Raw genomic sequence first — 26,428 nt, forward strand, 5'->3', positions numbered from 1 at the left:
CGGCAAGACGAAAGGTGGCCAGATGGTACCATCCGGCCACACATCATGCTGTTTGCCGGAAATTGTCGCCTGAACCGGCGCCGGACTCACCCGGCACCCTCGTTTAAAGGATGAATCGCGACAAATCTGTGTTTCTGGAGAGGTCGCCGACATGCTTTTCCACATAGGCGGCGTCGATGGTGACGCTGGTGCCGTTGCGGTCGGGCGCGTCGTAGGAGATCTCGTCCAGCACGCGCTCCATCACCGTCTGCAGCCGCCGGGCACCGATGTTTTCGACGCTGGCGTTGAGGTCGACGGCGATGCCGGCCAGCGAATCGATAGCGTCGTCGGTGAAGGTCAGGTCGACACCCTCCGTCTTCATCAGCGCGATATACTGCTTGATCAAGCTGGCCTCGGTCTCGGTCAGGATGCGGACGAAATCGTCCTTCTCCAGCGCGCGAAGCTCGACGCGGATCGGCAGGCGGCCCTGCAATTCCGGCAACAGGTCCGACGGCTTTGAGACATGGAAGGCGCCCGAAGCGATGAACAGGATATGGTCGGTCTTCAGCGGCCCGTATTTGGTCGCCACCGTCGTGCCTTCGATCAGCGGCAGCAGGTCGCGCTGCACGCCTTCGCGCGAAACGCCGGCGCCCATGCCGCCTTCACGCGAGGCGATCTTGTCGATCTCGTCGAGGAACACGATGCCGTCATTTTCCGTCGCATCCAGTGCCCGGCGGACCACTTCGTCCTGGTCGAGCAGCTTGTCGGACTCATCGTTGACCAGCAGCGCGTAGGATTCTTTCACCGTCGTCTTGCGCGCCTTGGTCTTCTTGCCGCCCATCGCCTTCGACAGCATGTCGTTGATGTTGAGCACACCGATATTGGCGCCCGGCATGCCGGGAATCTCGAAACCGGGCATGCCACCGGTGCCGGTATCAGCCACCTCGATCTCGATCTCCTTGTCGTCGAGTTCGCCGTCGCGCAGCTTCTTGCGGAAGCTATCGCGGGTGGCCGGACTTGCCGTCTTGCCGACCAGGGCTTCCAGCACGCGCTCCTCGGCGTTGAGGTGGGCACGCGCCTTGACGTCCTCGCGCATCTTCTCGCGCACCAAGCCAATGGCGATCTCGACGAGGTCGCGGATGATCTGCTCGACATCGCGCCCGACATAGCCGACCTCGGTGAACTTGGTCGCCTCGACCTTGACGAAAGGCGCGCCGGCGAGCCGCGCCAGGCGGCGCGAGATTTCGGTCTTGCCGACACCGGTCGGGCCGATCATCAGGATATTCTTCGGCATCACCTCTTCGCGCATCTGGCCTTCCAGCTGCTGGCGGCGCCAGCGGTTGCGCAAGGCGATGGCCACGGCACGCTTGGCGTCCTTCTGGCCAATGATGAAGCGGTCGAGTTCCGAAACGATTTCACGGGGAGAGAAGGTGGTCATATCACTAAATTCCACTTTGCCACTGCTTGATGGACTCAAACGGATGCAGCAGCATGATCACGTTGAGCGTCAGATTGTCCCGGATGAGGTAGCCGACACCCAGTTCGAAGATGAGGGCGAGGCCGACGATCACAGATATAGGTAGCTTTCGCGCCATCACAAATCCCAGCACCATGGCCAGTGTGTCGGACACCGAGTTGATGATGCTATCGCCATAGTAATCCAGCGAAATGGTGCCGGCGCGGTAGCGGTCGATGATGAACGGGCTGTTTTCCAGGAGCTCCCAGCCGCCCTCGATGACGACGGCAAAAGCCAGGCGCAGGCCGATCGGCGAGCGCGGGAACAGGAACCAGGCCAGGGCGTAGAACAGGAAGCCGTGGATGATGTGGGAGAAGGTGTACCAGTCGGAAATATGCTGGGAATTCTCCGAACTCATCACCACGCCTTGCCAGAGTTTGACGTAGCCGCAGGTGCAGATCGGCGTTCGGCCCATGCCGTACAGCGCACCGGCCTGGAAGATGAGCAGAGCGAGCACGAGCAGAAGCCCCATCCGCCAGCTGTCTTCGTAGGCCGAGTAATTTTTGTCCCCGCCCGGTGTCGTCATCAGTCTATTCCCCCTCTTGCGCGTCGCCTTCGGCATCGACAGCCATCAGCACGACGTCTCCATATTCCGAGTGCCTGCGATCAATGGCGCGGAACCCAGCCTTTTCATAGGCCCGGATGGCGCGGCCATTGCCGGGATGCGGATCGATGATGACGCGCGGCGCGCCTTCCTCGAACAGCTGTTCGACGAATTGCCGCACGATGGCCGAGCCGTGACCTTTGCCGACAAGGTCCGGCACGCCGATCGACAGGTCGATACCAAGCGTGCCGAAAGGCTGGTCGGCATAGGGATGGCCATCCTCGAGATGCGGATCGTAGCTCTGCAGATAGGCGATTGGCCGGCCGTCGAGTTCGACGATCAGCGGTTCGACCGAAATCGAGTCGATATGCTCGCGGATGCCGGCGATTTCCGTCTCCGGATCGTCCCACCACTCGGCGACATGCGGCTCGGCCAGCCAGCCGGCGATCATCGGCAGGTCTTTTTCCGTCACCGGCCGAAAATCGTAGAGCACCGGCGGCTCAGGCGGCATCGAGCGTTTCGATGACGAAATTGTTGTTGGTGTAGACACAGATGTCGGAGGCGATCTGCATCGCCTTGCGGGCGATCTCCTCGGCATCCTTGTCGGAGTCCATCAGCGCGCGCGCCGCGGCCAGCGCATAATTGCCGCCGGAGCCGATGGCCATGACGCCGAATTCAGGCTCCAGCACGTCGCCGGTGCCGGTCAGCGCTAGCGAGACCGACTTGTCGGCAACCAGCATCATCGCTTCCAGCCGGCGCAGATAGCGGTCGGTGCGCCAGTCCTTGGCGAGCTCGACGCAGGCGCGCGTCAGCTGGTCGGGATATTGTTCGAGCTTGGCTTCGAGCCGCTCCAGAAGGGTGAAGGCATCCGCCGTGGCGCCGGCGAAACCGGCAATGACATTGCCGCCCTTGCCGATGCGGCGCACCTTTTTGGCGTTGCCTTTCATGATGGTCTGGCCAAGGCTGACCTGGCCATCGCCGGCGATTACCACCTTGTTGCCCTTGCGCACCGTCACGATGGTCGTGGCGTGCATGGTCAGTTCATTCGACATTTGGTGCTCCGATTCGCGCGATCCCGATAAGGCGATTGGCGCGGTACGAGTGATTTCGATCGGCCATATGTATGCATGGGGCTGGTGATTGCAAACCGGCTCCGATAGCGGCCCGCATCGCAACTGGCAATCGCCGGATCATGCTGCTAGAAGGCTTTCGTTTTCAAGCAAATGAGCGCTTGGAGGCATTGTCTTTCCGTTTCGCCCCCAGTCGTTTGCCCAAAGACAAGGACAAGGTCATGGCGTCCCGTTCCGCCGAAGTCAGCCGCAAGACCAAGGAAACCGAGATCGCGGTCTCGGTTCATGTCGACGGCACCGGTATCTCCGACATGTCGACGGGCGTCGGCTTCTTCGACCATATGCTCGACCAGCTGTCGCGCCACTCGCTGATCGACATCACGGTCAAGGCCAAGGGCGACCTGCACATTGACGACCACCACACGGTCGAGGATACCGGCATTGCGATCGGCCAGGCGCTGGCCAAGGCGCTGGGCGAGCGGCGCGGCATCATGCGCTATGCCTCCATCGACCTTGCCATGGACGAGACGCTGACGCGTGCCGCGATCGACGTGTCCGGCCGGCCATTCCTGGTCTGGAACGTCGCCTTCTCGTCGCCCAAGATCGGCACGTTCGACACCGAACTGGTGCGTGAATTCTTCCAGGCGCTGGCGCAGAATGCCGGCATCACGCTGCATGTCACCAATCATTATGGCGCCAACAACCACCATATTGCCGAGACCTGCTTCAAGGCGGTGGCGCGTGCGCTGCGTTTCGCACTGGAGCGCGACCCGCGCCAGCCGGACGCGGTTCCCTCCACCAAGGGATCTCTGAAAGGGTAGGCTGATGGCCATCTATGTCGTGATGGAACGGCCAGGCCGCACCGAGGCGGCCGACGCCACCGCCTTTGTCCGCGACGGCTTTTCCTGGCTGGCTTTCCTGCTGGCGCCACTGTGGCTCGCCTGGCACAAACTATGGGTCGAGGCGGCGCTCACCTTTGTCGCCATGGGCCTCATCTCGGTGCTCGGCCAAAGGCTAGGGCTGGACTGGGCGGGTTCTGCGCTGTCGCTGCTGGTCTCGCTCTATATCGGGCTGGAAGGGCAAGGGCTGCGGATCGCAGCCCTTCGTCGCCGTGGCTGGCGGGAATGGGGCGTCGTCGAAGCCAACAATTTGGACGATGCCGATATCCGTCAGACGCTGGACGCCGAGACGCTGGCGGATGAGCCGACGCCGCTGCCGCGCATCGTGCCGGACGCCAGCCTTGCCCGGCCGGCACAGACCGGCCTGACGCTGGGGCTGACCCATACGCCGGGAAAAGGCTGACATGCGGGTAGCGATCATCGACTACGGGTCGGGCAATTTGCGCTCGGCCACCAAGGCCTTCGAGCGCGCCGCGCATGAAGCCGGCATTGCCGCGACCATCGAGCTCACCGCCGATGCCGAGCGGGTGCGCAGCGCCGACCGTATCGTCCTGCCCGGCGTCGGCGCCTATGCCGATTGCGCCGCGGGCCTGCGCGGCGTCGCCGGCATGTGGGAAGCGGTGGAGGAGGTGGCCATCGCCAAGGCGCGGCCGTTCCTCGGCATCTGCGTCGGTATGCAGCTGATGTCTGAGCGCGGCCTGGAAAAGACGGTGACGAAGGGCTTTGGCTGGATTGCCGGCGACGTCAAGGAGATCACGCCCGCTGATCCCACGCTGAAAATCCCGCAGATCGGCTGGAACACGATCGACCTCAACCGAAAGCACCCGCTGTTTTCCGGCATTGCAACGGGACCCAAAGGCCTGCACGCCTATTTCGTCCATTCCTATCATCTCGATGCGCAGAAGGCTGACGAGGTGCTGGCCGTCGCCGACTATGGCGGCCAGGTGACCGCTGCTGTCGCGCGCGGCAATCTCGCTGGCACGCAGTTCCATCCCGAGAAAAGCCAGGCGCTCGGCCTGGCACTGATCACCAATTTCCTGCGCTGGAGGCCCTGATGAGCAAGAAGGGTTACTGGATCGTCATGCTCACGGTGACCGATCCGCAAGGCTACCAAGGTTATCGCGACGCCATCGGCGATGCCATATCCGCCTTCGGAGGCCGCTATCTCGTCCGCGGAGGCGATGTCACCAACCCCGAAGGGTCGGATTTCGGCAGGCATGTCGTGGTGGAGTTCGATTCCTATGAGACGGCTCTGAACTGTTATCGTTCCGAAGCCTATCAAAGGGCGCTGAAGCACAGGCGGGCGGCGTCGACCGGACATTTTGCAATCGTCGAGGGCGCCTGACCGTGATCCTGTTTCCCGCCATCGACCTCAAGGACGGCAAATGCGTGCGGCTCAAGCACGGCGATATGGCCACCGCGACCATCTACAATGACGACCCGGCGGCGCAGGCCAAGGCCTTCGAGGACCAGGGTTTCGAGTGGCTGCACGTCGTCGACCTCAACGGCGCCTTCAAGGGCCAGAGCGTCAATAGTGCTGCGGTCGGCGCCATCCTCAAGGCGACGAAGAACCCGGTGCAGCTTGGTGGCGGCATCCGCACGCTGGCGCAGATCGAGGACTGGCTCGACCGCGGCCTGGCCCGCGTCATTCTCGGCACCGTGGCGGTGCGCGACCCCGAACTGGTGAAACAGGCCTGCAAGGCGTTTCCCGGAAAAATCGCGGTCGGCATCGATGCCAAGGGCGGCAAGGTGGCGGTCGAGGGCTGGGCCGAAGCGTCCAGCCTCGGCGTCATCGAACTGGCGCAGAAATTCGAAGGCGCCGGCGTGGCCGCCATCATCTACACCGACATCGACCGCGACGGCGTTCTGACCGGCATCAACTGGGATGCCACCATCGATCTCGCCGACGCGGTGTCGATCCCCGTCATCGCCTCGGGCGGGTTGGCCTCGATCGCCGATATTGTGCGCATGACCATGCCCGACGCGAAAAAGCTCGAAGGCGCGATCTCCGGCCGCGCCCTCTATGACGGGCGCATCGATCCGGCCGAGGCGCTGGCGGTGCTGCGGGGCAAGGCAATGGAGACCCGCACGTGAAAATCTCCATCATCCTCGCCTCCTATGACAGCGGCCACTATCACGGCGGCATGGGCCAGGGACCGGACGCGATCGTCGCCGGCGGGCTTGTCGATGCGTTGACGCTGGCCGGCCATGACGTCACCGTCACCGATATCGGCAGGGTCGGCGATGAGCAGGAGCGCGAGATCGCGACCGGTTTTGCTGTCTGCAACGCCGTCTCCGGCGAAGTCCGCATCGCCATCGACCGCGGCCGGTTTCCGATCGTGCTTGCCGGCAACTGCCTGACATCAGCCGGTGCGGTCGCCGGCGAAGATGCCGATGCGATCATCTGGGCCGACCAGCATGGCGACCTCAACACGCCGGAAACCTCCGTCTACGGCTTTCTCGACGGCATGGCGCTGGCGACGGTGCTCGGCCTGTGCTGGAAGCCGATGGCCTCTTCCATCCCCGGCTTCAAACCGATCGATCCGTCCCGCTGCGTGCTGGTCAATGCACGCGATCTCGACCCCGCCGAAAAGGAGCTGCTGAAGACGCTGCCGGTGATCCGCGCCGAATGCCCCGACTGGGCAACGGCCTGCGGCCGGCTGAAGGCGCCGGACGCCAAGCGGGTCCATCTGCATCTCGATCTCGACGTACACGATCCCGATGCGCTGCAGGCCAACCGCTACACCACGCCGGGTGGCCCGGAACCGAAACAGCTGCGCCAGGCGGTGTGCGGCATGGCCGGTCTGCTGCCGATTTCCGGCGTCACCATCTCGGCCTACGATCCGGCCTTCGACGCGCAGGCCGAGGTTCCACCGCTGGTCGGCGAACTGCTCACCGAATTGCTGGCGACGATGGAGAAGGACTGATGCTGAAGGCCCGCGTCATCCCGTGCCTCGACGTCAAGAACGGCCGCGTCGTCAAGGGCGTCAACTTCGTCGATCTGGTCGATGCCGGCGATCCGGTCGAAGCGGCCAAGGCCTATGACGCAGCCGGCGCCGACGAGCTCTGCTTTCTCGACATCACCGCGTCGTCGGACAACCGGGAAACCATCTTCGACGTCGTCGCCCGCACCGCCGAACAATGCTTCATGCCGCTGACCGTCGGCGGCGGCGTGCGCCAGGTCGCCGATATCCGCAAGCTGCTTTTGGCCGGCGCCGACAAGGTGTCGATCAACACCGCGGCGGTGAAGAACCCGGATTTCGTCGCGGAAGCCGCCGACAAGTTCGGCAACCAGTGCATCGTCGTGGCCATCGACGCCAAGAAGGTCTCTGCTGCCAATGAAGCCGACCGCTGGGAAATCTTCACCCATGGCGGCCGCGAAAAGACCGGCATCGACGCGGTCGAATTCGCGCGCAAAATGGTCGATCGTGGCGCCGGCGAGATCTTGCTGACTTCGATGGACCGTGACGGCACCAAGGCCGGCTACGACATCGCGCTGACCCGCGCGATTGCGGATGCTGTGCGCGCGCCGGTGATCGCGTCGGGCGGCGTCGGCACGCTCGATCATCTGGTCGAGGGCATCCGCGACGGCCATGCCGGTGCCGTGCTGGCGGCATCGATCTTCCATTTCGGCACCTACACGATTGCCGAAGCCAAGGCGCATATGGCCAAGGCCGGGCTGCCGATGCGGCTGGACTCATCCGTCGATCGGCCCTAGAGCGTTTCCGGCTAAGAAAGGCTTGCTACCGCGCCATGGCTGAATTCTCGCTCTCCGAGCTGGAGACAATCATCGCCCAACGTGCCCAGTCCGGCGACCCGGACTCGTGGACGGCGAAACTGTTTGCCAAGGGCATGGACAAGGCCGCGCAGAAGCTTGGCGAGGAGGCGGTAGAGACCGTCATTGCCGCCGTCAAAGGCGACAAGAAAGCCCTCGTTTCCGAAAGTGCCGATCTTATATATCATTGGCTTGTCGTGCTTGGGATTGCGGGGGTTCCGCTGGACGACGTACTGCGCGAGCTCGAGGGTCGTACCGGCCGTTCGGGCGTCGCCGAAAAGGCTTCGCGGTCGAAGGGTTGACCGCTAGAGCCGGATGATTTCAGGCCAAGGCCTGAAATCTGAATCCGTCTCTAAATTCAAAGATGGAGCATGATGTCGTCCGAAAACCGCTTCACACTTTTCGGCATCATGCTCTAGGAGGGCAGGAAACTCGATGGACCAGCTCGCTCCGACCGAGAAATATTCCCCCTATCGTTTCTTCTCTGCCGAGCAATGGTCGAACTTCCGCGCCGACACGCCGCTCACGCTGACCGAGGACGAGATCAACCGTCTGCGCTCGCTCAACGACCCGGTCGACCTCGAAGAGGTCAAGCGCATCTATCTGTCGCTGTCGCGACTGCTTTCAGCGCATGTCGAGGCCAGCCAGCTGCTGTTTCGGCAGCGCCAGGCCTTCTTCAACGCATTGGACGTGGTCAAGACGCCATTCATCATCGGCATTGCCGGTTCGGTCGCGGTCGGCAAGTCGACCACGGCCCGTGTGCTGAAGGAGCTGTTGGCGCGCTGGCCGTCGAGCCCCAAGGTCGACCTCATCACCACTGACGGTTTCCTGCTCCCCAACAAGGTGTTGCGGCGCGACAATCTGATGGAGCGCAAGGGCTTTCCCGACAGCTATGATGTCGGCGCGCTGCTGCGTTTTCTCTCGGGCATCAAGTCGGCGCAGCGCAATGTCCGCGCGCCGGTCTATTCGCATTTGACCTATGACGTCATTCCCGGCGAGTTCGTCACCATCGACCGGCCCGACATTCTGATCTTCGAAGGCATCAATGTGCTGCAGCCGGGCAAATTGCCGAAGGACGGCAAGATCGTGCCATTCCTGTCAGACTTCTTCGACTTTGCCATCTATATCGATGCCGACGAGAAGCTGATCCATCACTGGTACATCGCCCGCTTCATGCGGCTGCGCGAGACCGCCTTCCGCAATCCGGACTCCTTCTTCCACCGCTATTCGCAGCTTTCCGAAGACGCCGCGCGCGCCATCGCCGAAGGCCTGTGGGCCAACATCAACCTGAAAAACCTGCGCGAGAACATCGTGCCGACGCGGGCGCGCGCCGACCTCATCCTGCGCAAGGGCGCCAATCACCTGGTCGAGGAAGTGGCGCTCAGGAAACTGTGACGACTGGGTTAACGGCACTTTAGGCAATCCCGGCTAGTTTTTGCTGCAATTCCAGCGGGTCGGGAGCAAGCGGTGGTCAATGCGAGCGATGCCGTGGGCCGCAAGGCCCCGGTCTATTCCCTGGTCATTCCGATCTTCAACGAGGAAGCGGTGCTGCCGCTGCTGGTGCGACGCATCGGCATGCTGCTGGACAAACTGGACGGTCGTGCCGAGGCAATTTTCGTCGACGACGGCAGCCGCGACACCAGCGTCATCTTCCTGCGCGGCATGGCAGCCGAGGATGATCGCTTCAAGCTGATCGAGTTGTCGCGCAATTTCGGCCACCAGATCGCCATTACAGCCGGCATGGATGCGGCCGCCGGCGAAGCCGTCATCGTCATGGATGCCGACCTGCAGGATCCGCCGGAGGTGGTGCTCGATCTGGTCGCCAAGTGGAAAGAAGGCTACGAGATCGTCTATGCGCGGCGCATCCGGCGTGAGGGCGAAACCTGGTTCAAGCGGGTCAGCGCCAGTATCTTCTACCGGCTGATCGAGAAGATGACCTCCGTCGACATCCCGCGCGACGTCGGCGATTTCCGGCTGATCGGACGCAAGGCGCTGGAAACCTTCAAGCGCATGCCCGAGCGTGACCGCTTCGTGCGCGGCATGTTCGGTTGGATGGGTTTCAAGCAGACCGCCGTGCCGTTCGAGAGGCCTATGCGGGCGGCAGGCGAAACCAAATATCCGTTCTGGAAGATGGTGCGGCTGGCCGTGCACGGCATCGTCAGCTTTTCCGACAAGCCGCTGCGGCTGGCGCTGTGGGCGGGTCTGGCCATTTCCGGCCTCGCCGCCCTGCTCGGCCTCTACGCGGTGTTTTCCTGGCTGTTTGTCAGCGGCGTGGTCCATGGCTGGACATCGACGGTGGTGATCATTTCCTTCCTGTCGGGCATCAATCTGCTGATGACCGGCGTCATCGGCCTTTATGTTGGCGGCATTCATGCCGAGGTGAAACGGCGGCCGCTTTACGTCGTCGACCGGCTGACCGGCTTCGAGGAAGCGGTCGCCGCGATGAGCAATTCCCAGGCGTCGAAAAAGACGCCGCCCGCGACGCGCGAACGCCGGTTCGGTTGACTGTGCGCCAGGCGGTCAACGATCCTTTGCCCGGCGTCTGGTCATGGGCCATGGGCCGTTCGGAGCCGGCGCGAATCCTGCGATTTGCCGCAATCGGCGGCGTATCGACCCTGATCTACGCCGTGCTGACCCTGGCGCTTTCGGCCCGGCATGGCTTCGGCATGCCGGCGACATTCGCCTCGATCGCCGGCTACGGCGCCGGCGCGGTGTTCTCCTATTGCGGGCATCGCTTCGTAACGTTCATGTCGGACGGCGCGGTTGGCTTCGAGATCGTGCGCTTCGCCTGTGCCACGGCGATCGGATTTCTGCTCTCGGTCGGACTGGCCGTGATCCTTGCCGACGTCGCCGGACTGCCGCCATGGGTGCCTGTGGCAATCGCTTCTGTCCTGGTTCCGGTCCTTAACTTCATCATCCTGCGCAAATTCGTCTTCGTGGCGGCCCGATGAGTACGGAGACCCGCGCTTCGCTCATCGAGAGATCCGCCATGACTTCGGCCCAGGGCAGCGCGCGAGCGCTGCCGCGGACCCTGGTCTTGTGCCTGCTGGTGCTGGCGGCCGCCGTGCCCTGGCAGATGCGCTGGGGTGTCATACCCGACACCAGTTGGGCAATCACCATGTCCGAGAAGGTGCTTGCCGGCTCGCAGCTCTATGTCGATCTCTTCGAGGTCAATCCGCCGTTCACGCCATGGCTGTTCATGCCGGCCGTGGCCCTGGCGCATGCGCTCGGCATTTCGCCGGAAGTCGTCATTCATCTCTATGCCTATGCGATCTGCCTGCTGGGTCTCGGCTTTGCAGCGCGGATCGCCATGTTGGCCGGCTTTGCCGAGAACCGCATCCTCGTCTCGATGTTGCCGCTGTTCCTGGCACTGTTGATCATTCTTCCCGGCAATGCTTTCAGCGAGCGGGAGCATCTGGGCATCGCCCTGTTTCTGCCTTTGCTGGTGTTGATGGCCTGGCGCGCCGCGCCGACGGAAGGGCGCACGCCGAGCTTGCCGATAGCGGTACTGGCCGGCCTTTGCGGCAGCGTACTGCTGCTGGTGAAACCCTATTATGCGCTGGTGGTGCTGGTTCCGGCGCTTTACGTGGCCTGGCGGCGCGGGTCGATCCGGTCGCTCTTCTGCATCGAATACTGGGTCATCGGCTTGGTCTGCGTCGCCTATCTCGTCGCCGTGCTGTACCTCTATCCAGAGTTCCTCAACACCATCTACCCCGTGCTGGCCGACACCTATATGCGGCTGCGGGTCGTGCAAGCGCTGTTGCTCAAATACGCGCCGGCCTATCTCGTCGCACTCTACATGCTGCGTCTGCTTCGGCCAGGCCTCACCTTGTCGCCATTGGTCATGGTGTTCGTCCTGGCGTCGCTGGCGGCCACCGTGCCTCTCGTCTATCAGGCCAAGGGCTGGCCCTATCATGCATTCCCGGCGATCAGCCTGATGGCCGGAGCGCTGCTGCTTAGAGCCGTCCAGATCGACCCCGCAAGGCAATCGCCATCGGGCACGAGCATGGTGCCGGCGCGTATGCTTTTGCTTGGCCTTACCATCCTGGCCAATGCTGTCCCCTTCTGGCCCAGCCAGAAACCCGATGCCGATTTCGTCGCCACGATAAAGGCCGCGGTGGACCATCCGACGGTCGCGCTCATGGGCTCGGACATTGCCGCGGGCCATCCACTGACGCGGATGGTCGGCGGCAGCTGGATCTCGATCTACTGCAGCGATTGGCTTGGCGGGTTCGCCACCTATTTCGCGCAGGTCGAGGCGCAAAGCGGCAACCTGGCGGCGGCCGAACACTACCGGCAGATCACCGATCGCTACATCGATGACAAGCTTGCCCAACTCGAAACCAGGCGACCATCGCTGGTGATTGTGCAGAAAGCGGACATCTTGTGGTTGACCGAGCTGTCCGGCCGGCAGGATTTCGTCCGCTTCATGCAAGGCTACCGGCAGATCGCCGAGGACGACACGTTGAGGGTCCTTGTCCGCAACGATGCTAGACTGCCTTCGTCACCCGACGCAGCGTCAGATTGATGCGGCCGCCGTTCTTCAGCAGCGCCGAAGTCGAAGGATAGATGCGGTCGACGCCGTGGAAGCAGAGCCGGCCTTCACCGCCGAGCACCACGACATCGCCGCTTTTCAGCCTGAACGATTTGGTGCCGCCGTCGCGTGTCGTCTGCCCGACCCGGAACAGGCAGTCGTCGCCAAGCGAGACCGACACCACGGGCGCTGAGAAATCGGCCTCGTCGCGGTCCTGATGCAGGCCCATTTTGGCGTCTTGCGTGTAGAAATTGACCAAGCAAGCCTCCGGTGGGCGGGGATAGGCGGCGACCTCCCGCCACAATTGCATCAGCGCGCCCGGGATCGGCGGCCATGGTTCTCCGGTCAGCGGATGCGTCGGCTGGTAGCGATATCCCAGCTCCTTGTCGGTGACCCAGCCAAGCGAGCCGCAATTGGTCATGCGCACGCTCATCTCCTTGCCGGTGCGCGGCATGGCCGGCACGAACAGCGGCGCCTGCTGCACAACGTCCCTGACCGCGTCGACCAGCGCTTCCTGCGCCGCGCGGGGCAGATAACCAGGCATATGGCGGACGCCTTTGGGCAGAACGAGCATCAGTGGACCCAGGTTGATCCGGGCAACAATGCCACCGCCAACCGAAAACGGCGACCCGAAAGCCGCCACCACCCTTCAACCTAGTCGTTATCCACCCGGCCGCGCAGCTTCTTGATCGTGCCGCGCCCGGCCTTGCTCTTCAGCCGCCGCTCCACCGCGCCTTTCGACGGCCTGGTCTTCTTGCGTGGCGGCGGCGGCGGTTCGGCGGCCTTGGCGACCAGCGCCGTCAGCCTTGCCCGGGCATCGGCCCGGTTCTGTTCCTGGGTGCGGAACCGCCCGGCCTCGATGACGATGACGCCGTCCTTGGTGGCGCGCTGGCCGGCCAGCTTGATGGTGCGTGCGCGCACACGTTCCGACAAACCCGTGGCGTTGGCCGCGTCGAAGCGCAATTGCACCGCGGTCGCCACCTTGTTGACGTTCTGGCCGCCGGGACCGGACGAGCGGATGAAATCCTCGTGCAGGTCGCCCTGGTGGATCACGGCTTCGTCGGTAATGATGATGTCGTCGATCGGCATGCCGCAGTCATGGCGCGGCGGACCGAAAAAGAAAAGGCCCGATCGGGACCGGGCCTTTCAACGATATACCGAGAGCGACGTCGCGATTACTCCGCAGCCTCCTGCAGACGCGGCGCGGCACCGAGCACGACGGCATCGACATGGCTTTCGAATTTCTCGAAGTTGACGGCGAACATGCCGACCAGCCTTGCCGCCTGGCGGTCATAGGCAGCCTTGTCGGCCCAGGTCGAGCGCGGGTCGAGAATGGCGCTGTCGACGTCCGGCACGGCCACCGGCACCTCGAAGCCGAAATTGGCGTCGGTGCGGAAGCCGGCCGCCTTCAGCGAACCGTCGAGCGCCGCGGCGAGCAAGGCGCGCGTCGCCTTGATCGGCATGCGCCTGCCGGCGCCGTAGGCGCCGCCGGTCCAGCCGGTGTTGACCAGCCAGCAATCGGCGTCGTGACGGGCGATGAGCTCGCGCAGCAAATTGCCATACTCCTTGGGGTGACGCGGCATGAACGGGGCGCCGAAGCAGGTCGAGAACGTTGCTTCCGGCTCGGTCACGCCTTTTTCGGTGCCGGCCACCTTGGCGGTGTAGCCAGAGAGGAAGTGATACATCGCCTGCGCCGGGGTCAACCGGGCAATCGGCGGCATGACGCCGAAAGCATCGGCGGTCAGCATGATGATGTTTTTCGGATGGCTGGCGCGTCCGGTCTTCGAGGCGTTGGGGATGAAGTCGAGCGGATAGGCGCAGCGCGTGTTTTCGGTCAGCCGGCCGTCGTTGAAATCCGGCACGCGGTTGGCGTCGAGCACGACATTTTCCAGCACCGTGCCGAAACGCTGCGTGGTGGCGAAGATCTCCGGCTCGGCCTCGGCCGACAGCCGGATCGTCTTGGCGTAGCAGCCGCCTTCGAAATTGAAGATGCCGTGCGGGCCCCAGCCATGCTCGTCGTCGCCGATGAGCGTGCGCGACGGATCGGCCGACAGCGTCGTCTTGCCGGTGCCGGAAAGGCCGAAGAAGATCGCGGCGTCGCCGGCCGGTCCCTCATTGGTCGAACAGTGCATCGGCATGACGCCCTTGGCCGGCAACAGGTAGTTCAGCATGGTGAACACCGACTTCTTCATTTCGCCGGCATAGGAGGTGCCGCCGATCAGCACGATCTTGCGGGTCAGGTCGACCGCAATCACCGTTTCGGTGCGGCTGCCGTGGCGGGCCGGATCGGCGCGGAAGGACGGCAGGTCGATGATCGTCATTTCCGGCACGAACTCATCGAGCTCGGCCGCACCGGGGCGAATGAGCAGGTTGCGGATGAACAGCGAGTGCCAGGCGAATTCGGTGATGACGCGTGTCGGCAGCTTCAGCTCGGCATCGGCGCCGCCGACGAGATCCTGCACATAGAGATCCTTGTCTGCGGCGTGGACGAGGAAATCGGCAAACAGCGTTTCGAACTGGGCGGGCGAAATCGCCTTGTTGTTGTCCCACCAGATATGGGCCTCGGTGTCACCGTCGCGCACGACAAACTTGTCCTTGGGCGAGCGGCCGGTGTGCTGGCCGGTCTCGGCAAGCAGCGCGCCGCCGGCGGTCAACCTGGCTTCGCCACGGCGGATCGCATCCTCGTAAAGGGCGGCCGCACCGAAATTATAATGCACCGTGCCGGTGGTTTTCAGGCCGATACGATCGATCGCGCAGGCGGAGTTGCGTTTGCCGACTTCCGACATCAAGGGTCCCTTCTTCTGGATTCGCCGCAGTTTGCCGGCGTATTTCCGGCATGCCCGCGAGGTGGGCTGAGACGGTCAGAACCAGAAAACCCAAATGATATCAAATCATTAATCGATTTAAAAAATTTGAAAGTTGTTTAAATCGTTTATATGTGCAAAAAATCACAGTGGTTGCCCAAAGGATTGGCACACAGTGTTCGTCCAATCCGTGTAGAGGTGCGATTGCGACCGCCGGCAAGTCGTCCGCGACAGCGGATGGAGCCTGTGCCACATTTTGTACCTAATTTGTCCTGCAAAAGCCCCTTCTCTAAGACAGAAGGGACCAGCTCATGAGGGAGCCGCTTGAAATGGCAACAATCGCGCTTGTCGATGACGATCGCAACATTCTGACGTCGGTCTCGATCGCCCTCGAATCCGAGGGGTATCGTGTCGAGACCTACACGGATGGAGCGTCGGCGCTGGAAGGCCTGGCGGCGCGGCCGCCGAATCTCGCCATCCTCGACATCAAGATGCCGCGCATGGACGGCATGGAGCTGCTGCGCCGGATGCGCCAGAAGTCCGACCTGCCGGTGATCTTCCTGACCTCGAAGGACGACGAGATCGACGAGCTTTTCGGCCTCAAGATGGGCGCCGACGATTTCATCCGCAAACCGTTCTCGCAGCGCTTGCTGGTCGAGCGGGTGCGCGCCGTGCTGCGCCGCGCCAGTGCCCGCGAGGCTGCGGCAAAGGCGCCGAGCCAGCAGGCCCGTTCGCTCGAACGCGGCCAGCTGGTGATGGACCAGGAACGCCATACCTGCACCTGGAAGGGCGAGCCGGTGACGCTGACGGTCACCGAATTTCTCATCCTGCACTCGTTGGCGCAGCGCCCCGGCGTGGTAAAAAGCCGTGATGCGCTGATGGATTCGGCCTATGATGAGCAGGTCTATGTCGACGACCGCACCATCGACAGCCACATCAAGCGGCTGCGCAAGAAGTTCAAGGCCGTCGACGATGACTTCGAAATGATCGAAACGCTTTACGGAGTCGGATACCGGTTCCGCGAAGCCTGAGAACGGACCGGGAGCTGCTATTCGATGGCAGTTGACGTAGAGCGAGGCAGACGGGCGGGCGCCGGCAGGCGGCCGTCCAGGATTCTGCCCGCATTCCTGTCGAGGGTCACGGTGCCGATGCGCCGCTTCCTCGGCCATCACATCTTTTCCAGCCTGACGCGGCGCATCCTGTTCCTCAACCTGGCCGGCCTGGCCGTGCTGGTCACCGGCATCCTCTATCTCAACACCTTCCGCGACGGGCTGATCGACGCCCGCGTCGAAAGCCTGATGACGCAGGGCGAGATCATCGCCGGCGCGATCGCAGCGTCGGCGACGGTCGAGACGGATTCGATCAGCATCGATCCGGAAAAACTGCTCGAACTGCAGGCCGGCGAGAGCCTGGGGCCGGGTTCCGACCAGCTCGACAATCTCGATTTCCCGATCAATCCCGAGCGCGTCGCGCCGGTCTTGCGGCGGCTGATCTCGCCGACCCGCACGCGCGCCCGCATCTATGACCGCGACGCCAATCTGCTGCTCGATTCGCGCCATCTCTATTCGCGCGGCCAGATCCTGCGCTACGACCTGCCGCCGGTCGAGGACGAGCAGCCGGATATGCTGGAGCGGGTGCAGAAATTCGTCTTCGACTTCTTCCGCAACAAGGACCTGCCCGTCTATCACGAGCAGCCCGGCGGCAACGGTGCCGCTTTCCCGGAAGTGGTCAAGGCGCTGACCGGCAGCCCGTCGACGATCGTGCGGGTGAGCGAACAGGGTGAGCAGATCGTCTCGGTCGCCGTGCCGATCCAGCGCTTCCGCGCCGTGCTCGGCGTGCTGATGCTGTCGACCGAAGGCGGCGACATCGACAAGATCGTCGCTGCCGAACGCAAGGCGATTTTGCGGGTGTTCGGCATCGCGGCACTGGTCACCGCCATCCTGTCGATGCTCTTGGCGTCCACCATCGCCAACCCGCTGCGCCGGCTGTCGGCGGCGGCGGTACGTGTGCGGCGCGGCGTCAAGAGCCGCGAGGAAATCCCCGATTTTTCCGACCGCCAGGACGAGATCGGCAATCTGTCGATCGCGGTGCGCGACATGACCAACGCGCTCTATGCCCGCATCGAGGCGATCGAAAGTTTTGCTGCCGACGTCTCGCACGAGTTGAAGAACCCGCTGACCTCGCTGCGCAGCGCGGTCGAGACGCTGCCACTGGCCAAGAACGACAATTCACGCGGCCGGCTGATGGAGATCATCCAGCATGACGTCCGGCGGCTCGACCGGCTGATCACCGACATTTCCGATGCCTCGCGCCTCGACGCCGAGCTGGCGCGCGAAGATGCGGCAATCGTCGACCTGAAGAAATTCATCACCGATCTCGTCGCCGTGTCGCGTGAGGCGACGCGCAACAAGAAGGCCGTCGAGATAGAGTTCAAGGCCGCCAAGTTGCCGCAAGGCGTCAAAGGCTATTTTGTCACCGGCCATGACCTCAGGATCGGCCAGGTCATCACCAATCTGATCGAGAATGCCCGCTCCTTCGTGCCGGAGGACCACGGCCATATCGCCATTTCCCTGGCACGCTCGGGCAAGGTCAACATCGTCACCGTCGACGACAACGGCCCCGGCATCCGCGCCGACGCCATCGACCGCATCTTCGAGCGCTTCTACACCGACCGCCCGGCCGGCGAGGCGTTCGGCCAGAATTCCGGGCTTGGCCTGTCGATATCCAGGCAGATCGTCGAAGCCCATGGCGGCACGCTGACCGCCGAGAACATCCCCGGCACCAAGCCCGGCGAGATCAAGGGCGCGCGCTTCGTGGTGACGCTGCCGGCCGAGGCATGATCCCGCAGGCTGAAAACATTCACGGAACGGCGCTGCTGATCGGCGAACGCGGTGTGCTCATCACCGGGCCGTCCGGCGCCGGCAAGACGACGCTGGCGCTGGTGCTCATCGACCATTGCCGGGCGCGCGGGCTGTTTTCACGGCTGATCGGGGACGACAGGCTGCTTGCGGCCGCTCGCTCCGGGCGACTGATCTGCCGCGTACCCGCCACCATTGCCGGCCTCGCGGAAGTGCCGGGATTCATGCCACGGCCGCTGTCGTTCGAACCTGGCGGGGTGATCGACCTCCATATCCGGTTGGTGCCGAAGCATCAGAGAGACCGCTTTCAGGAAGATCTCAGCGAGCCGATCGCGGGTTGTCCGGTGCCGCGGATCGATCTGATCGAGCGCAACGTTGCGACGGCCTTGCCGGCCGTAATGGCGCGGCTGGCGATTGCGCCTTTCGTATGATCCGCCCCCGGTTTTTTGCTGCAATGCGTCAAAATGGCCATGACCGGCGCAATTTTGGGCTTGTCAACGCGCCGCGCGTCGACAAGATAGCGCTCCCGCCGCCTGGGATGGCCGGCGAGCATAAAAAGCGCCTGTGAAGCGGCGATGACGGGAGCCACCATAGCATGATCGGACTCGTGCTTGTAACGCACGGTCAACTGGCCGCCGAGTTCCGCCATGCCGTGGAACACGTCGTGGGGCCACAAGACAATTTCGAAACCGTGGCGATCGGCGCCGATGACGATATGGAGCAGCGCAGGCGCGATATCGTCGACGCCGTCGGCCGCGTCGACACCGGGACCGGCGTCATCGTTCTGACCGACATGTTCGGCGGCACGCCCTCCAACCTCGCCATTTCGGTGATGGAATCCGGCCGCACGGAGGTCATTGCCGGCATGAACCTGCCGATGCTGATCAAGCTGTCGTCAATCCGCAAGGGCGACAACATGGCGGCCGCGCTGGACGAGGCGCAGGCTGCGGGGCGCAAATACATCAACGTCGCCAGTCAGCTCCTGAGCAGCAAATGAACGCGCTGTCGCCGGGTGAGATCGTGCGCGAGTTCCCGATCGTCAACCAGCGCGGCCTGCATGCGCGCGCCTCAGCCAAGTTCGTCCAGGTCGCCAGCGGCTTCGACGCCACCGTCCATGTCGAGAAGGACGGCCTCAAGGTCGGCGGCACCTCGATCATGGGCCTGATGATGCTGGCGGCGAGCCCCGGCTATTCGATCCGCGTCACCGCCAGCGGCGCTGATGCCGTCGCGGTGATGGACGCGCTGGAGCAGCTGGTCGCCTCACGCTTCGGCGAAGAGTGCTGATCTCCGGGCTGTGCAAAACCTGATCAGGATATAGCGCCGCCCCGCTTCCGGACCTTGGATTATGATTAGCTCTCGTGGACAGATCCGGCACCTGTGACAGTGGACAGTAAATCCGTCACTGCTCCTTCTTGAACAAATCCTGGAAAATCAGCTGGCCCCAAGTGCGGCCGCGTGCGTGCACCAGCGCGCCACCCTCGTTGAGCTTTCCCAGTTTGACGGGCGCGAATCCGAGTTGTTTGGCCAAGGTCGCCACGGGAGCGGTCGCGTCCTCGTCGTCGCTCGACAGAAAGACCACCCGGTGGCCGCCCTCGACGACCGGATCGGTAGCCAGGGTGGCTGCAATCAAGTGATTGAAGCCTTTCACGAACTTGGCGCCGGTGAACGCCTTGGCGACGAAGGCGGAGGACGGGAGGCCGTCCAGCTCTTCAGGGGCAGGAAACGCGTTCATCGCGTCGATGACCGTCTTGCCTTTCCAGTTCGGCAGGGCTTTCGCAACCTCGCTATGCTCCCCGAAAGGGACCGCCAAGATGATTGTGTCGGCCTCGAGTGCTTCCGGCAGCGACCTGGCGACGACCGTGGGTCCAATCGCCCGAGCCTTCGGCGCCAACGCCTCGGGCGGCCGGCGGCTCGCGACGGTCACGTCGATGTTTTTGCGGGCGAAGGCGTGGGCGAGGGCCTGGCCTATCTTACCGAATCCTACAATTGCGTAGCTCATAATGCTTCTCCGATCCGTGTTGGTATTGATTCCCCCGGCCTCTCAGATGGCCGAGAAGCCGCCGTCGACAGACAACTCCACCCCATTCACGAAGGTCGAATCGTCTGAAGCAAGAAACAGCGCAACCGCCGCAATTTCCTCAGGACGCCCCATCCTTCCCCGCGGGATCAGGGATTCGAACATCCGCTTCGCCTCCTCGGTGAGAACTTGGTCCTGCATCGGTGTGGCGATCGGCCCCGGGCTCAGCACGTTCACCCGGATATTCCTGCCCTTCAGTTCGTTGAGCCAGGTGCGTGCGAATGAGCGCAACGCCGCCTTGCTCGCCGCATACACACCGTAACCCGGAAAGCCTTTCACCGAAGCGACTGACCCGGTCATCAAGATCGATCCGCCATCGTTGAACAGCGGCAACGCCTTCTGAACCGTAAACAGCGTGCCGCGCGTGTTCAGGCCGAAGGCCGCATCGAAATGCTGCTCGGTAATCTCGCCCAGTGGGACGGCTTCGCCCATGCCGGCGCTCGCGTACAGGACGTCGATCCTGCCCTTTGTCCGCTTGACCGTGTCGAACAGACGGTCGAGGTCGTCGAGATTGGCCGAGTCGCCGCGCACGCCGGTCACGTTCCGGCCAATCAGCTTGACGGCCTCGTCGAGCGCCTCCTGTCTCCGGCCCGTGATGAAAACATGGGCGCCTTCTTCAACGAACCGCTTGGCGCTCGCCAGCGCCATGCCGCTCGATCCACCCGTGATGACTGCAACCTTACCTTCAAGCTTTCCCATGACTTTTCCTTTCAGGCTTTGCCTTTGGTCGTTCGGGAAGAACCCCGAGAGCCTGGAAGTAAGTCGGCCGGGGTCAGGCTTTGAGTGCGGAAACGCGCACATCGGTGGTGCAAAATCGATCCGGCTGGACGACTGACGCCGGTCATGACGATCGGTGTCCACCGTTCGGAATTGGGCCGTGCTTGTCGGCATGGGCTACGTTGACCGCCGCGCGCCACCTACATACGAGATGCTGTTCGATGTGTTGGACACAGGCTTTGGAAGGCGCACCTGCGGTGCGGGATTGCACCATGATCGACTGGGATGACGTTCGCTACTTTCTTGCCGTCGCACGCGGAGGCTCGGTGCGGGCTGCCGCCGCGCATCTCGGGGTGAATCATTCAACCGTGCTGCGACGCATCGCACAGCTCGAGGAACGCCTCGGGGCGCAGATGTTCGAAAAGCTGCCTTCGGGCTATCGCCTGACGGCTGCGGGGGAAGAGGTCCTCGAGCTCGCGAACCAGATGGAAGCGTCGTCGCACCAGCTGGAGACGCGCGTCTTCGGGCGCGACCAGAGCGCGCGCGGGCTTTTGCGGGTGACGCTTCCACCGTTCCTCGCGACACACCTGCTCATGCCGGATCTCGCCGACTTCGCGCTCCTGCATCCGGACATCGAGATGGAAATCTTGTCGTCCGGTGAGCTGGCGAATCTGACCAACCGAGAGGCCGATGTCGCGATCCGCATTGTCACCGACCGCAAGACCCTGCCGCTCAATCTTCACGGCTTGAAGGGACCTGAGTTGTTCAGCGGCGTGTACATGTCTCGCGATCGACTAGCCGCGTTGCGGGTGGGCACGCCTCATCCCATCCGGTGGATCGTCATTGACAATCATGGAATTCCGGACTGGGCGCGCGAGGGAGAAGTCCACACGACGGGAGCTCCGTTCAGGACTCCGGACGCCGAGACGCAGATCATCGCGGCGCAGCAAGGGATCGGGATGACGAAACTCCCGTGCTTCGTCGGAGATACCGACCCCCTGCTGGTGAGGGTGCCGGGCACCAACCTGCCCATGCATGGGACACTCTGGCTTCTCACGCAGGGGGAGACACGCAAGACGAAGCGCGTGCGGCTCTTCACCGAGTTCGTATCCCGCAGGCTCGCAGCGTACGCGCCGCTTCTCGCGGGACTGTCCGTATCGCGCGACTGACGCGGCAGGTCGCCGGCGACGCTTGCAGTGGACACGTGCCTGCAAGCGGATACCCCAGCGTACAATTTGGGTACCTCCAAGGCATGCCGAGAGACATGCAGGGATAAAGATTTCTTTATATCCCATTGTCGTCTTGGCGGCGATCTGCTAGTCAAGCCGGCATTCCGCGCCCTTCGACGCGCCGTGTGGCGCAGGCGCATCTGAAGACAAATCACACCGGAGCACTGCCATGACAGGTAGCAAGGACTATGTGGTCGCCGACATTTCGCTTGCCGGCTGGGGCCGCAAGGAACTCGATATCGCCGAAACCGAAATGCCGGGCCTGATGGCCTGCCGCGAGGAATTCGGCAACAAGAAGCCGCTGAAGGGCGCGCGCATCACCGGCTCGCTGCACATGACCATCCAGACGGCGGTGCTGATCGAGACGCTGAAGGCGCTCGGCGCCGACATTCGCTGGGCTTCGTGCAACATCTTCTCGACGCAGGACCATGCCGCAGCGGCGATCGCCGAAGCCGGCATCCCGGTTTTCGCGGTCAAGGGTGAGAGCCTCGAAGAGTACTGGGACTACACCGACAAGATCTTCCAGTGGGCCGATGGCGGCCTCTCCAACATGATCCTCGACGATGGCGGCGACGCCACCATGTACATTCTGGTCGGCGCCCGCGCCGAAGCCGGCGAGGACGTGCTGTCCAACCCGCAGAGCGAGGAAGAGGAATACTTCGTCGCCCAGATCAAGAAGCGCCTGAAGGCTTCGCCCGGCTTCTTCACCAAGCAGAAGGAAGCGATCCGCGGCGTCACCGAAGAGACCACGACCGGCGTCAACCGTCTCTACCAGCTGCAGAAGAAGGGCCTGCTGCCCTTCCCGGCGATCAACGTCAACGACTCGGTCACCAAGTCGAAGTTCGACAACAAATATGGCTGCAAGGAATCGCTGGTCGACGGCATCCGTCGCGGCACCGACACGATGATGGCCGGCAAGGTCGCGGTCGTCTGCGGCTATGGCGACGTCGGCAAGGGTTCGTCGGCCTCGCTCAAGGGCGCCGGCGCCCGCGTCAAGGTCACCGAAGTCGATCCGATCTGCGCGCTGCAGGCGGCGATGGACGGCTTTGAAGTCGTCACGCTGGAAGATGCGGCTCCGACCGCCGACATCGTCATCACCACGACCGGCAACAAGGATGTCGTCACCCTCGACCACATGCGCTCGATGAAGGACATGGTGATCGTCGGCAATATCGGCCACTTCGACAATGAGATCCAGGTGGCGTCGCTGCGCAACCTGAAATGGACCAACGTCAAGCCGCAGGTCGACATGATTACCTTCCCGGACGGCAAGCGGATGATCCTGCTGTCCGAGGGACGCCTGCTCAACCTCGGCAACGCCACCGGCCATCCGAGCTTCGTGATGTCGGCCTCGTTCACCAACCAGGTGCTGGCGCAGATCGAGCTCTACTCGAAGCCCGGCCAGTACCAGAACCAGGTCTATGTGCTGCCCAAGCATCTCGACGAGAAGGTGGCGCGCCTGCATCTCGACAAGCTTGGCGCCCGCCTGACCGAACTGTCCGGCGAACAGGCCGCCTATATCGGCGTGACCCCGCAGGGTCCGTTCAAGCCGGAACACTACCGCTATTAAGCATAGCGCAAGTTACCACTAGATATTGAAGCCGGGCGATTGACATTTCGCCCGGCTTCTTTTTTGCGCTGAATGATTCTTCACGCCGATTCCAGCACGCGCTATTGTGGTGATTCGCGGGCCGGGGACGAGGGCCGGCGCACGCATCGAGGGTATGATCCCGAAAAGTGGGAACCGGTTTTCGGAAAAGATCATACTCTTCAAAAAAGAGTTAGATCAGGAGGGCGTTTCTACCAACGTCTTCCTGATTGGGCGGTCTTGCATTCAGGCGGCGAAGAGGACCAAGACATGCCGGGGGAAAACCCGCCTCGCGCGGGATGGGCCGTTTCCGGCGGCCACGACGATTCCGATATCACTGGCTCCGCCACGACAGGCGGCGGCCTAAGGAAGCGCGTCGGCGCCCGCGTCGCGGGCTTTCTCGCCACATCCACGCTTGCCGGTCCGCTCACCTCGTTTGCCGCGCATGCCGAGCCATCCATGGCGCAGAAGGCCGGGCTGTCGGTCAGCGCGGTGGAGGTCATCCAGCTCGCCATGTTCGTCGGCGTCATGGGCGCCGCTCTGGTCTCGGCCATTTTCCTGATCCGCGAACGAGCCCGCACCTCGGCCCAGAATGTCGAGCTCAGGGCCCGCGTCGCCGACGTCAACGCGGCGCTACAGCGTTCGGAAGCGCTGCTCAATTTGCGCGACCAGCGCATCATCGTCTGGGCTTCGGAGAACAAGAAGCCGGAGCTGATCGGAACCTTGCCGCTGGAAAGCGGGGCACCGGACGACCGCGCTGCGTTCCTCGCCTTCGGCCGCTGGCTGATGCCCCGCTCGGCGGCGGCACTGGAAAATGCCGTGGCGGCCTTGCGTGAAAAGGCCAAAGCCTTCGATCTGGTCATCGAATCGCAGGCCGGGGCGCCGCTCGAAGTGCACGGCCGCAAGAGCGCCGCGCATGTGCTGGTGCGCTTCGTCTCACTGTCGGAAACGCAGCGCAGCCAGGCCAGGCTGAAGATCGAGAACCAGCGGCTGGCCGCCGACTACGACACCATGATCGGCCTGCTTGACGCCTTGCCGATGCCGGCATGGCTGCGCGCCACCGACGGCCGGCTGAAATGGGTCAACCGCGCCTATGCCGGAGCGGTCGAGGCCACGAGTGCCGAAACCGCTGTGCGCGAAGCCAAGGAATTCCTTGGCGGCCAGGCGCGCGAACAGATCGCCGAACAACACAAGTCGCGCCCGGTCTTCGAACAGACGCTGTCGACGGTGATCGAGGGCGACCGCCGCGTCTTCGCCGTCACCGACTTCGCCGGCCCCGACGGTTCGGCGGGCCTTGCCTGCGACACCAGCGCCACCGAAACCATCCGCGGCGAATATGAGCGCACCGTGCGCAGCCATGCCGACACGCTCGACCAGCTCAACACGGCGGTGGCGATCTTCGACACCGACGAGAAGCTGCGCTTCTTCAACCAGGCATTCCAGAAACTGTGGGGGCTGGACTCCGGCTTCCTGCACAGCGCGCCGGACAATGCGCTGCTCCTTGACCGACTGCGCAGCGAAGGCAAGATCGCCGAGCAGCCGGAATGGCGGCGCTGGAAGGAAGGCTTGCTTGCCGCCTACCGCGCCGTGGAATCGCAGGAGCACTGGTGGCATCTGCCCGACGGCAAGACCATTCGCGTGGTCGCCAACCCGCAGCCCAAGGGCGGCGTCACCTGGGTGTTCGAGAACCTGACCGAGAAGATGGATCTGGAGAGCCGCTACCAGACCGCGGTGCGGGTTCAGGGCGAGACGCTCGACAATCTGGCCGAAGGCGTGGCGGTGTTCGGCCCCGACGGGCGGCTGCGCCTGTCCAACCCGGCCTTTGTCGCGCTGTGGGGACTGAGCCAGGATGTGGTCAAGCCCAACGTCCATGTCCAGGCGATCCGCGATCTCAGCGACCAGCGCGCCGTCGACAGCCCTTGGGGCGGGTTCGTCGCCGCCATTACCGGTTTCGACGACGAGCGCCGCGAGCGCCACGGCCAGACCGAACTGAAGAACGGCACCGTGCTCAGCTACGCCGTCATCCCGCTGCCCAACGGCCAGGTGATGATGACCTTCGTCGACGTCACCGACAGCGTCAATGTCGAGCGCGCGCTGAAGGACAAGAACGAGGCGCTGCAGAAATCCGACCAGCTGAAGAACGAGTTCGTGCAGCACGTTTCCTATGAGCTGCGTTCGCCGCTGACCAACATCATCGGCTTTACTGAGCTGTTGTCGCTGCCGGCGACCGGGCCGCTCAGCCCCAAGCAGCGCGAATATGTCGAGCATGTCGGCTCGTCGTCGTCAGTGCTGCTCACCATCGTCAACGACATACTCGACCTCGCCACCGTCGACGCCGGCATCATGCAGCTCGACATTTCGGAGGTGAGCGTCGAGCGTACCATCCAGGCGGCCGCCGAGCTGGTCGCCGACCGCCTGGAAGAGCATGCGATCAAGCTCAGGATAGACGCCGCGGCAGCGCCGACGAGTTTCCACGGCGACGAGACCCGGGTCCGCCAGATTCTCTACAATCTGCTGAGCAACGCCGCCAATTATGCGCCGGAGGCGAGCACGATCACGCTGGCCTGCCGGCATCTGGAGCAAGGCGTCGAATTCTCCGTTCATGATGACGGCCCCGGCATGCCGCCGGACCTGCTCGATTCAGTGTTCCGCCGCTTCGAGCCGCGCACCAATGGCGGGCGCCGGCGCGGCGCCGGGCTCGGCCTGTCGATCGTCAAGAGCTTTGTCGAACTGCATGGCGGCTCGGTGCGCATCGAGACCGGCAAGGACAAGGGCACGACCGTCATCTGTACCTTCCCCGATGCGCCGTCGGGCATCCGCGCCGCAGCCGAGTAGCGC

At 63.4% G+C, this 26,428-nt stretch carries 29 protein-coding genes; 20 read left to right on the forward strand and 9 right to left on the reverse strand.

Features of this window, described 5'->3' with window-relative positions:
* Positions 1 to 103: 103 nt before the first annotated feature.
* Genes hslU through hslV form a run of 4 tightly spaced genes read right to left on the reverse strand, consistent with a single transcriptional unit; the run spans position 104 to position 3,091 of the window.
* A complete protein-coding gene (gene hslU / locus AC1DYC_RS25325) occupies positions 104 to 1,417 on the reverse strand; it encodes an ATP-dependent protease ATPase subunit HslU (protein ID WP_023714505.1) in 1,314 nt (437 codons plus the stop codon).
* Between the two features lie 4 nt (positions 1,418 to 1,421).
* Complete coding sequence (locus tag AC1DYC_RS25330; RefSeq protein WP_477282811.1) at positions 1,422 to 2,021, reverse strand: DUF2585 domain-containing protein; 600 nt, start codon at positions 2,019 to 2,021, stop codon at positions 1,422 to 1,424.
* Positions 2,022 to 2,025: 4 nt separating this feature from the next.
* Positions 2,026 to 2,550: a GNAT family N-acetyltransferase gene (locus AC1DYC_RS25335; protein WP_477410497.1), complete on the reverse strand. Its 525-nt coding sequence runs from the start codon at positions 2,548 to 2,550 to the stop codon at positions 2,026 to 2,028.
* On the reverse strand, positions 2,540 to 3,091 hold the full coding sequence (hslV, locus tag AC1DYC_RS25340) for an ATP-dependent protease subunit HslV (RefSeq protein WP_128302721.1): 552 nt from the start codon (positions 3,089 to 3,091) through the stop codon (positions 2,540 to 2,542). Before hslV ends, AC1DYC_RS25335 begins: the two co-directional genes overlap by 11 nt.
* A 239-nt stretch (positions 3,092 to 3,330) precedes the next feature.
* Between hslV and hisB the strand changes: the two genes are divergently transcribed.
* The 12 genes from hisB to AC1DYC_RS25400 all read left to right on the forward strand — a co-directional run bounded on the left by hisB (position 3,331) and on the right by AC1DYC_RS25400 (position 12,311).
* Positions 3,331 to 3,930, forward strand: coding sequence for an imidazoleglycerol-phosphate dehydratase HisB (gene hisB / locus AC1DYC_RS25345; RefSeq protein ID WP_477410498.1), 600 nt, complete (start codon positions 3,331 to 3,333; stop codon positions 3,928 to 3,930).
* A 4-nt stretch (positions 3,931 to 3,934) separates the two neighbouring features.
* Complete coding sequence (locus tag AC1DYC_RS25350) at positions 3,935 to 4,411, forward strand: DUF2628 domain-containing protein (RefSeq protein WP_477410499.1); 477 nt, start codon at positions 3,935 to 3,937, stop codon at positions 4,409 to 4,411.
* A 1-nt stretch (position 4,412) separates the two neighbouring features.
* Positions 4,413 to 5,063 carry an imidazole glycerol phosphate synthase subunit HisH gene (hisH, locus tag AC1DYC_RS25355; protein WP_477410500.1) on the forward strand — a complete coding sequence of 217 codons (651 nt, stop codon included), beginning with the start codon at positions 4,413 to 4,415 and terminating at the stop codon, positions 5,061 to 5,063.
* Entirely contained in the window at positions 5,063 to 5,353 is a 291-nt protein-coding gene (locus tag AC1DYC_RS25360) for a DUF1330 domain-containing protein (protein ID WP_477410501.1), read from the forward strand. Before hisH ends, AC1DYC_RS25360 begins: the two co-directional genes overlap by 1 nt.
* 2 nt (positions 5,354 to 5,355) lie before the next feature.
* The gene (gene hisA, locus AC1DYC_RS25365) at positions 5,356 to 6,102 is read left to right on the forward strand and encodes a 1-(5-phosphoribosyl)-5-[(5-phosphoribosylamino)methylideneamino]imidazole-4-carboxamide isomerase (RefSeq protein WP_477410502.1); all 747 of its coding nucleotides are present in this window, start codon (positions 5,356 to 5,358) and stop codon (positions 6,100 to 6,102) included.
* Positions 6,099 to 6,935 carry an arginase family protein gene (locus AC1DYC_RS25370; protein WP_477410503.1) on the forward strand — a complete coding sequence of 279 codons (837 nt, stop codon included), beginning with the start codon at positions 6,099 to 6,101 and terminating at the stop codon, positions 6,933 to 6,935. Before hisA ends, AC1DYC_RS25370 begins: the two co-directional genes overlap by 4 nt.
* Entirely contained in the window at positions 6,932 to 7,726 is a 795-nt protein-coding gene (gene hisF / locus AC1DYC_RS25375; protein ID WP_477410554.1) for an imidazole glycerol phosphate synthase subunit HisF, read from the forward strand. Before AC1DYC_RS25370 ends, hisF begins: the two co-directional genes overlap by 4 nt.
* A gap of 35 nt (positions 7,727 to 7,761) precedes the next feature.
* Complete coding sequence (locus AC1DYC_RS25380) at positions 7,762 to 8,085, forward strand: phosphoribosyl-ATP diphosphatase (protein WP_477342700.1); 324 nt, start codon at positions 7,762 to 7,764, stop codon at positions 8,083 to 8,085.
* A 133-nt stretch (positions 8,086 to 8,218) separates the two neighbouring features.
* Positions 8,219 to 9,178, forward strand: a complete 960-nt coding sequence (gene coaA / locus AC1DYC_RS25385; RefSeq protein ID WP_477308431.1) for a type I pantothenate kinase — start codon at positions 8,219 to 8,221, stop codon at positions 9,176 to 9,178.
* A gap of 72 nt (positions 9,179 to 9,250) precedes the next feature.
* Positions 9,251 to 10,288: a glycosyltransferase family 2 protein gene (locus tag AC1DYC_RS25390; RefSeq protein WP_477410504.1), complete on the forward strand. Its 1,038-nt coding sequence runs from the start codon at positions 9,251 to 9,253 to the stop codon at positions 10,286 to 10,288.
* A 50-nt stretch (positions 10,289 to 10,338) separates the two neighbouring features.
* A complete protein-coding gene (locus AC1DYC_RS25395) occupies positions 10,339 to 10,734 on the forward strand; it encodes a GtrA family protein (RefSeq protein ID WP_477410505.1) in 396 nt (131 codons plus the stop codon).
* 38 nt (positions 10,735 to 10,772) lie between these two features.
* Entirely contained in the window at positions 10,773 to 12,311 is a 1,539-nt protein-coding gene (locus AC1DYC_RS25400) for a hypothetical protein (RefSeq protein ID WP_477410506.1), read from the forward strand.
* Here the strand turns inward: AC1DYC_RS25400 and AC1DYC_RS25405 are convergent.
* The 3 genes from AC1DYC_RS25405 to AC1DYC_RS25415 form a co-directional block, all read right to left on the reverse strand.
* Positions 12,274 to 12,891 (reverse strand): alpha-ketoglutarate-dependent dioxygenase AlkB family protein, encoded by a 618-nt coding sequence (locus tag AC1DYC_RS25405; RefSeq protein ID WP_477410507.1) that lies wholly within the window; start codon positions 12,889 to 12,891, stop codon positions 12,274 to 12,276. The two genes, AC1DYC_RS25400 and AC1DYC_RS25405, sit on opposite strands and share 38 nt — an antisense overlap.
* Positions 12,892 to 12,971: 80 nt before the next feature.
* Positions 12,972 to 13,406 (reverse strand): alternative ribosome rescue aminoacyl-tRNA hydrolase ArfB, encoded by a 435-nt coding sequence (gene arfB, locus AC1DYC_RS25410; protein WP_477410508.1) that lies wholly within the window; start codon positions 13,404 to 13,406, stop codon positions 12,972 to 12,974.
* A gap of 86 nt (positions 13,407 to 13,492) precedes the next feature.
* Positions 13,493 to 15,103, reverse strand: a complete 1,611-nt coding sequence (locus AC1DYC_RS25415; protein WP_477410509.1) for a phosphoenolpyruvate carboxykinase — start codon at positions 15,101 to 15,103, stop codon at positions 13,493 to 13,495.
* Positions 15,104 to 15,450: 347 nt separating this feature from the next.
* Here AC1DYC_RS25415 and AC1DYC_RS25420 point away from each other — a divergent pair, with 347 nt between their 5' ends.
* The 5 genes from AC1DYC_RS25420 to AC1DYC_RS25440 all read left to right on the forward strand — a co-directional run bounded on the left by AC1DYC_RS25420 (position 15,451) and on the right by AC1DYC_RS25440 (position 19,263).
* The gene (locus AC1DYC_RS25420) at positions 15,451 to 16,152 is read left to right on the forward strand and encodes a response regulator transcription factor (RefSeq protein WP_010912942.1); all 702 of its coding nucleotides are present in this window, start codon (positions 15,451 to 15,453) and stop codon (positions 16,150 to 16,152) included.
* A 24-nt stretch (positions 16,153 to 16,176) separates the two neighbouring features.
* The gene (locus AC1DYC_RS25425) at positions 16,177 to 17,961 is read left to right on the forward strand and encodes a stimulus-sensing domain-containing protein (protein ID WP_477410510.1); all 1,785 of its coding nucleotides are present in this window, start codon (positions 16,177 to 16,179) and stop codon (positions 17,959 to 17,961) included.
* Complete coding sequence (locus AC1DYC_RS25430; RefSeq protein WP_477410511.1) at positions 17,958 to 18,410, forward strand: HPr kinase/phosphorylase; 453 nt, start codon at positions 17,958 to 17,960, stop codon at positions 18,408 to 18,410. The genes AC1DYC_RS25425 and AC1DYC_RS25430 overlap by 4 nt, the downstream gene beginning before the upstream one ends.
* A 164-nt stretch (positions 18,411 to 18,574) precedes the next feature.
* Positions 18,575 to 18,976, forward strand: coding sequence for a PTS sugar transporter subunit IIA (locus AC1DYC_RS25435; RefSeq protein WP_142868692.1), 402 nt, complete (start codon positions 18,575 to 18,577; stop codon positions 18,974 to 18,976).
* Positions 18,973 to 19,263: an HPr family phosphocarrier protein gene (locus AC1DYC_RS25440; protein ID WP_477410512.1), complete on the forward strand. Its 291-nt coding sequence runs from the start codon at positions 18,973 to 18,975 to the stop codon at positions 19,261 to 19,263. The genes AC1DYC_RS25435 and AC1DYC_RS25440 overlap by 4 nt, the downstream gene beginning before the upstream one ends.
* 115 nt (positions 19,264 to 19,378) lie before the next feature.
* On the opposite strand, the gene AC1DYC_RS25445 is transcribed toward AC1DYC_RS25440, so the two are convergent.
* Both AC1DYC_RS25445 and AC1DYC_RS25450 read right to left on the reverse strand, forming a co-directional pair.
* Positions 19,379 to 19,978, reverse strand: coding sequence for an NADPH-dependent F420 reductase (locus tag AC1DYC_RS25445; protein WP_477410513.1), 600 nt, complete (start codon positions 19,976 to 19,978; stop codon positions 19,379 to 19,381).
* Positions 19,979 to 20,020: 42 nt separating this feature from the next.
* Positions 20,021 to 20,755 carry an SDR family NAD(P)-dependent oxidoreductase gene (locus AC1DYC_RS25450; RefSeq protein ID WP_477410514.1) on the reverse strand — a complete coding sequence of 245 codons (735 nt, stop codon included), beginning with the start codon at positions 20,753 to 20,755 and terminating at the stop codon, positions 20,021 to 20,023.
* Between the two features lie 290 nt (positions 20,756 to 21,045).
* Here AC1DYC_RS25450 and AC1DYC_RS25455 point away from each other — a divergent pair, with 290 nt between their 5' ends.
* The 3 genes from AC1DYC_RS25455 to AC1DYC_RS25465 all read left to right on the forward strand — a co-directional run bounded on the left by AC1DYC_RS25455 (position 21,046) and on the right by AC1DYC_RS25465 (position 26,425).
* Positions 21,046 to 21,942 carry a LysR family transcriptional regulator gene (locus AC1DYC_RS25455; RefSeq protein WP_477410515.1) on the forward strand — a complete coding sequence of 299 codons (897 nt, stop codon included), beginning with the start codon at positions 21,046 to 21,048 and terminating at the stop codon, positions 21,940 to 21,942.
* A 229-nt stretch (positions 21,943 to 22,171) separates the two neighbouring features.
* Positions 22,172 to 23,572: an adenosylhomocysteinase gene (ahcY, locus tag AC1DYC_RS25460; RefSeq protein WP_477410516.1), complete on the forward strand. Its 1,401-nt coding sequence runs from the start codon at positions 22,172 to 22,174 to the stop codon at positions 23,570 to 23,572.
* Between the two features lie 288 nt (positions 23,573 to 23,860).
* On the forward strand, positions 23,861 to 26,425 hold the full coding sequence (locus AC1DYC_RS25465) for a sensor histidine kinase (RefSeq protein WP_477410517.1): 2,565 nt from the start codon (positions 23,861 to 23,863) through the stop codon (positions 26,423 to 26,425).
* The last annotated feature ends 3 nt before the right edge of the window (positions 26,426 to 26,428 follow it).

It is taken from the genome of Mesorhizobium sp. P2_E7 (assembly GCF_056403855.1).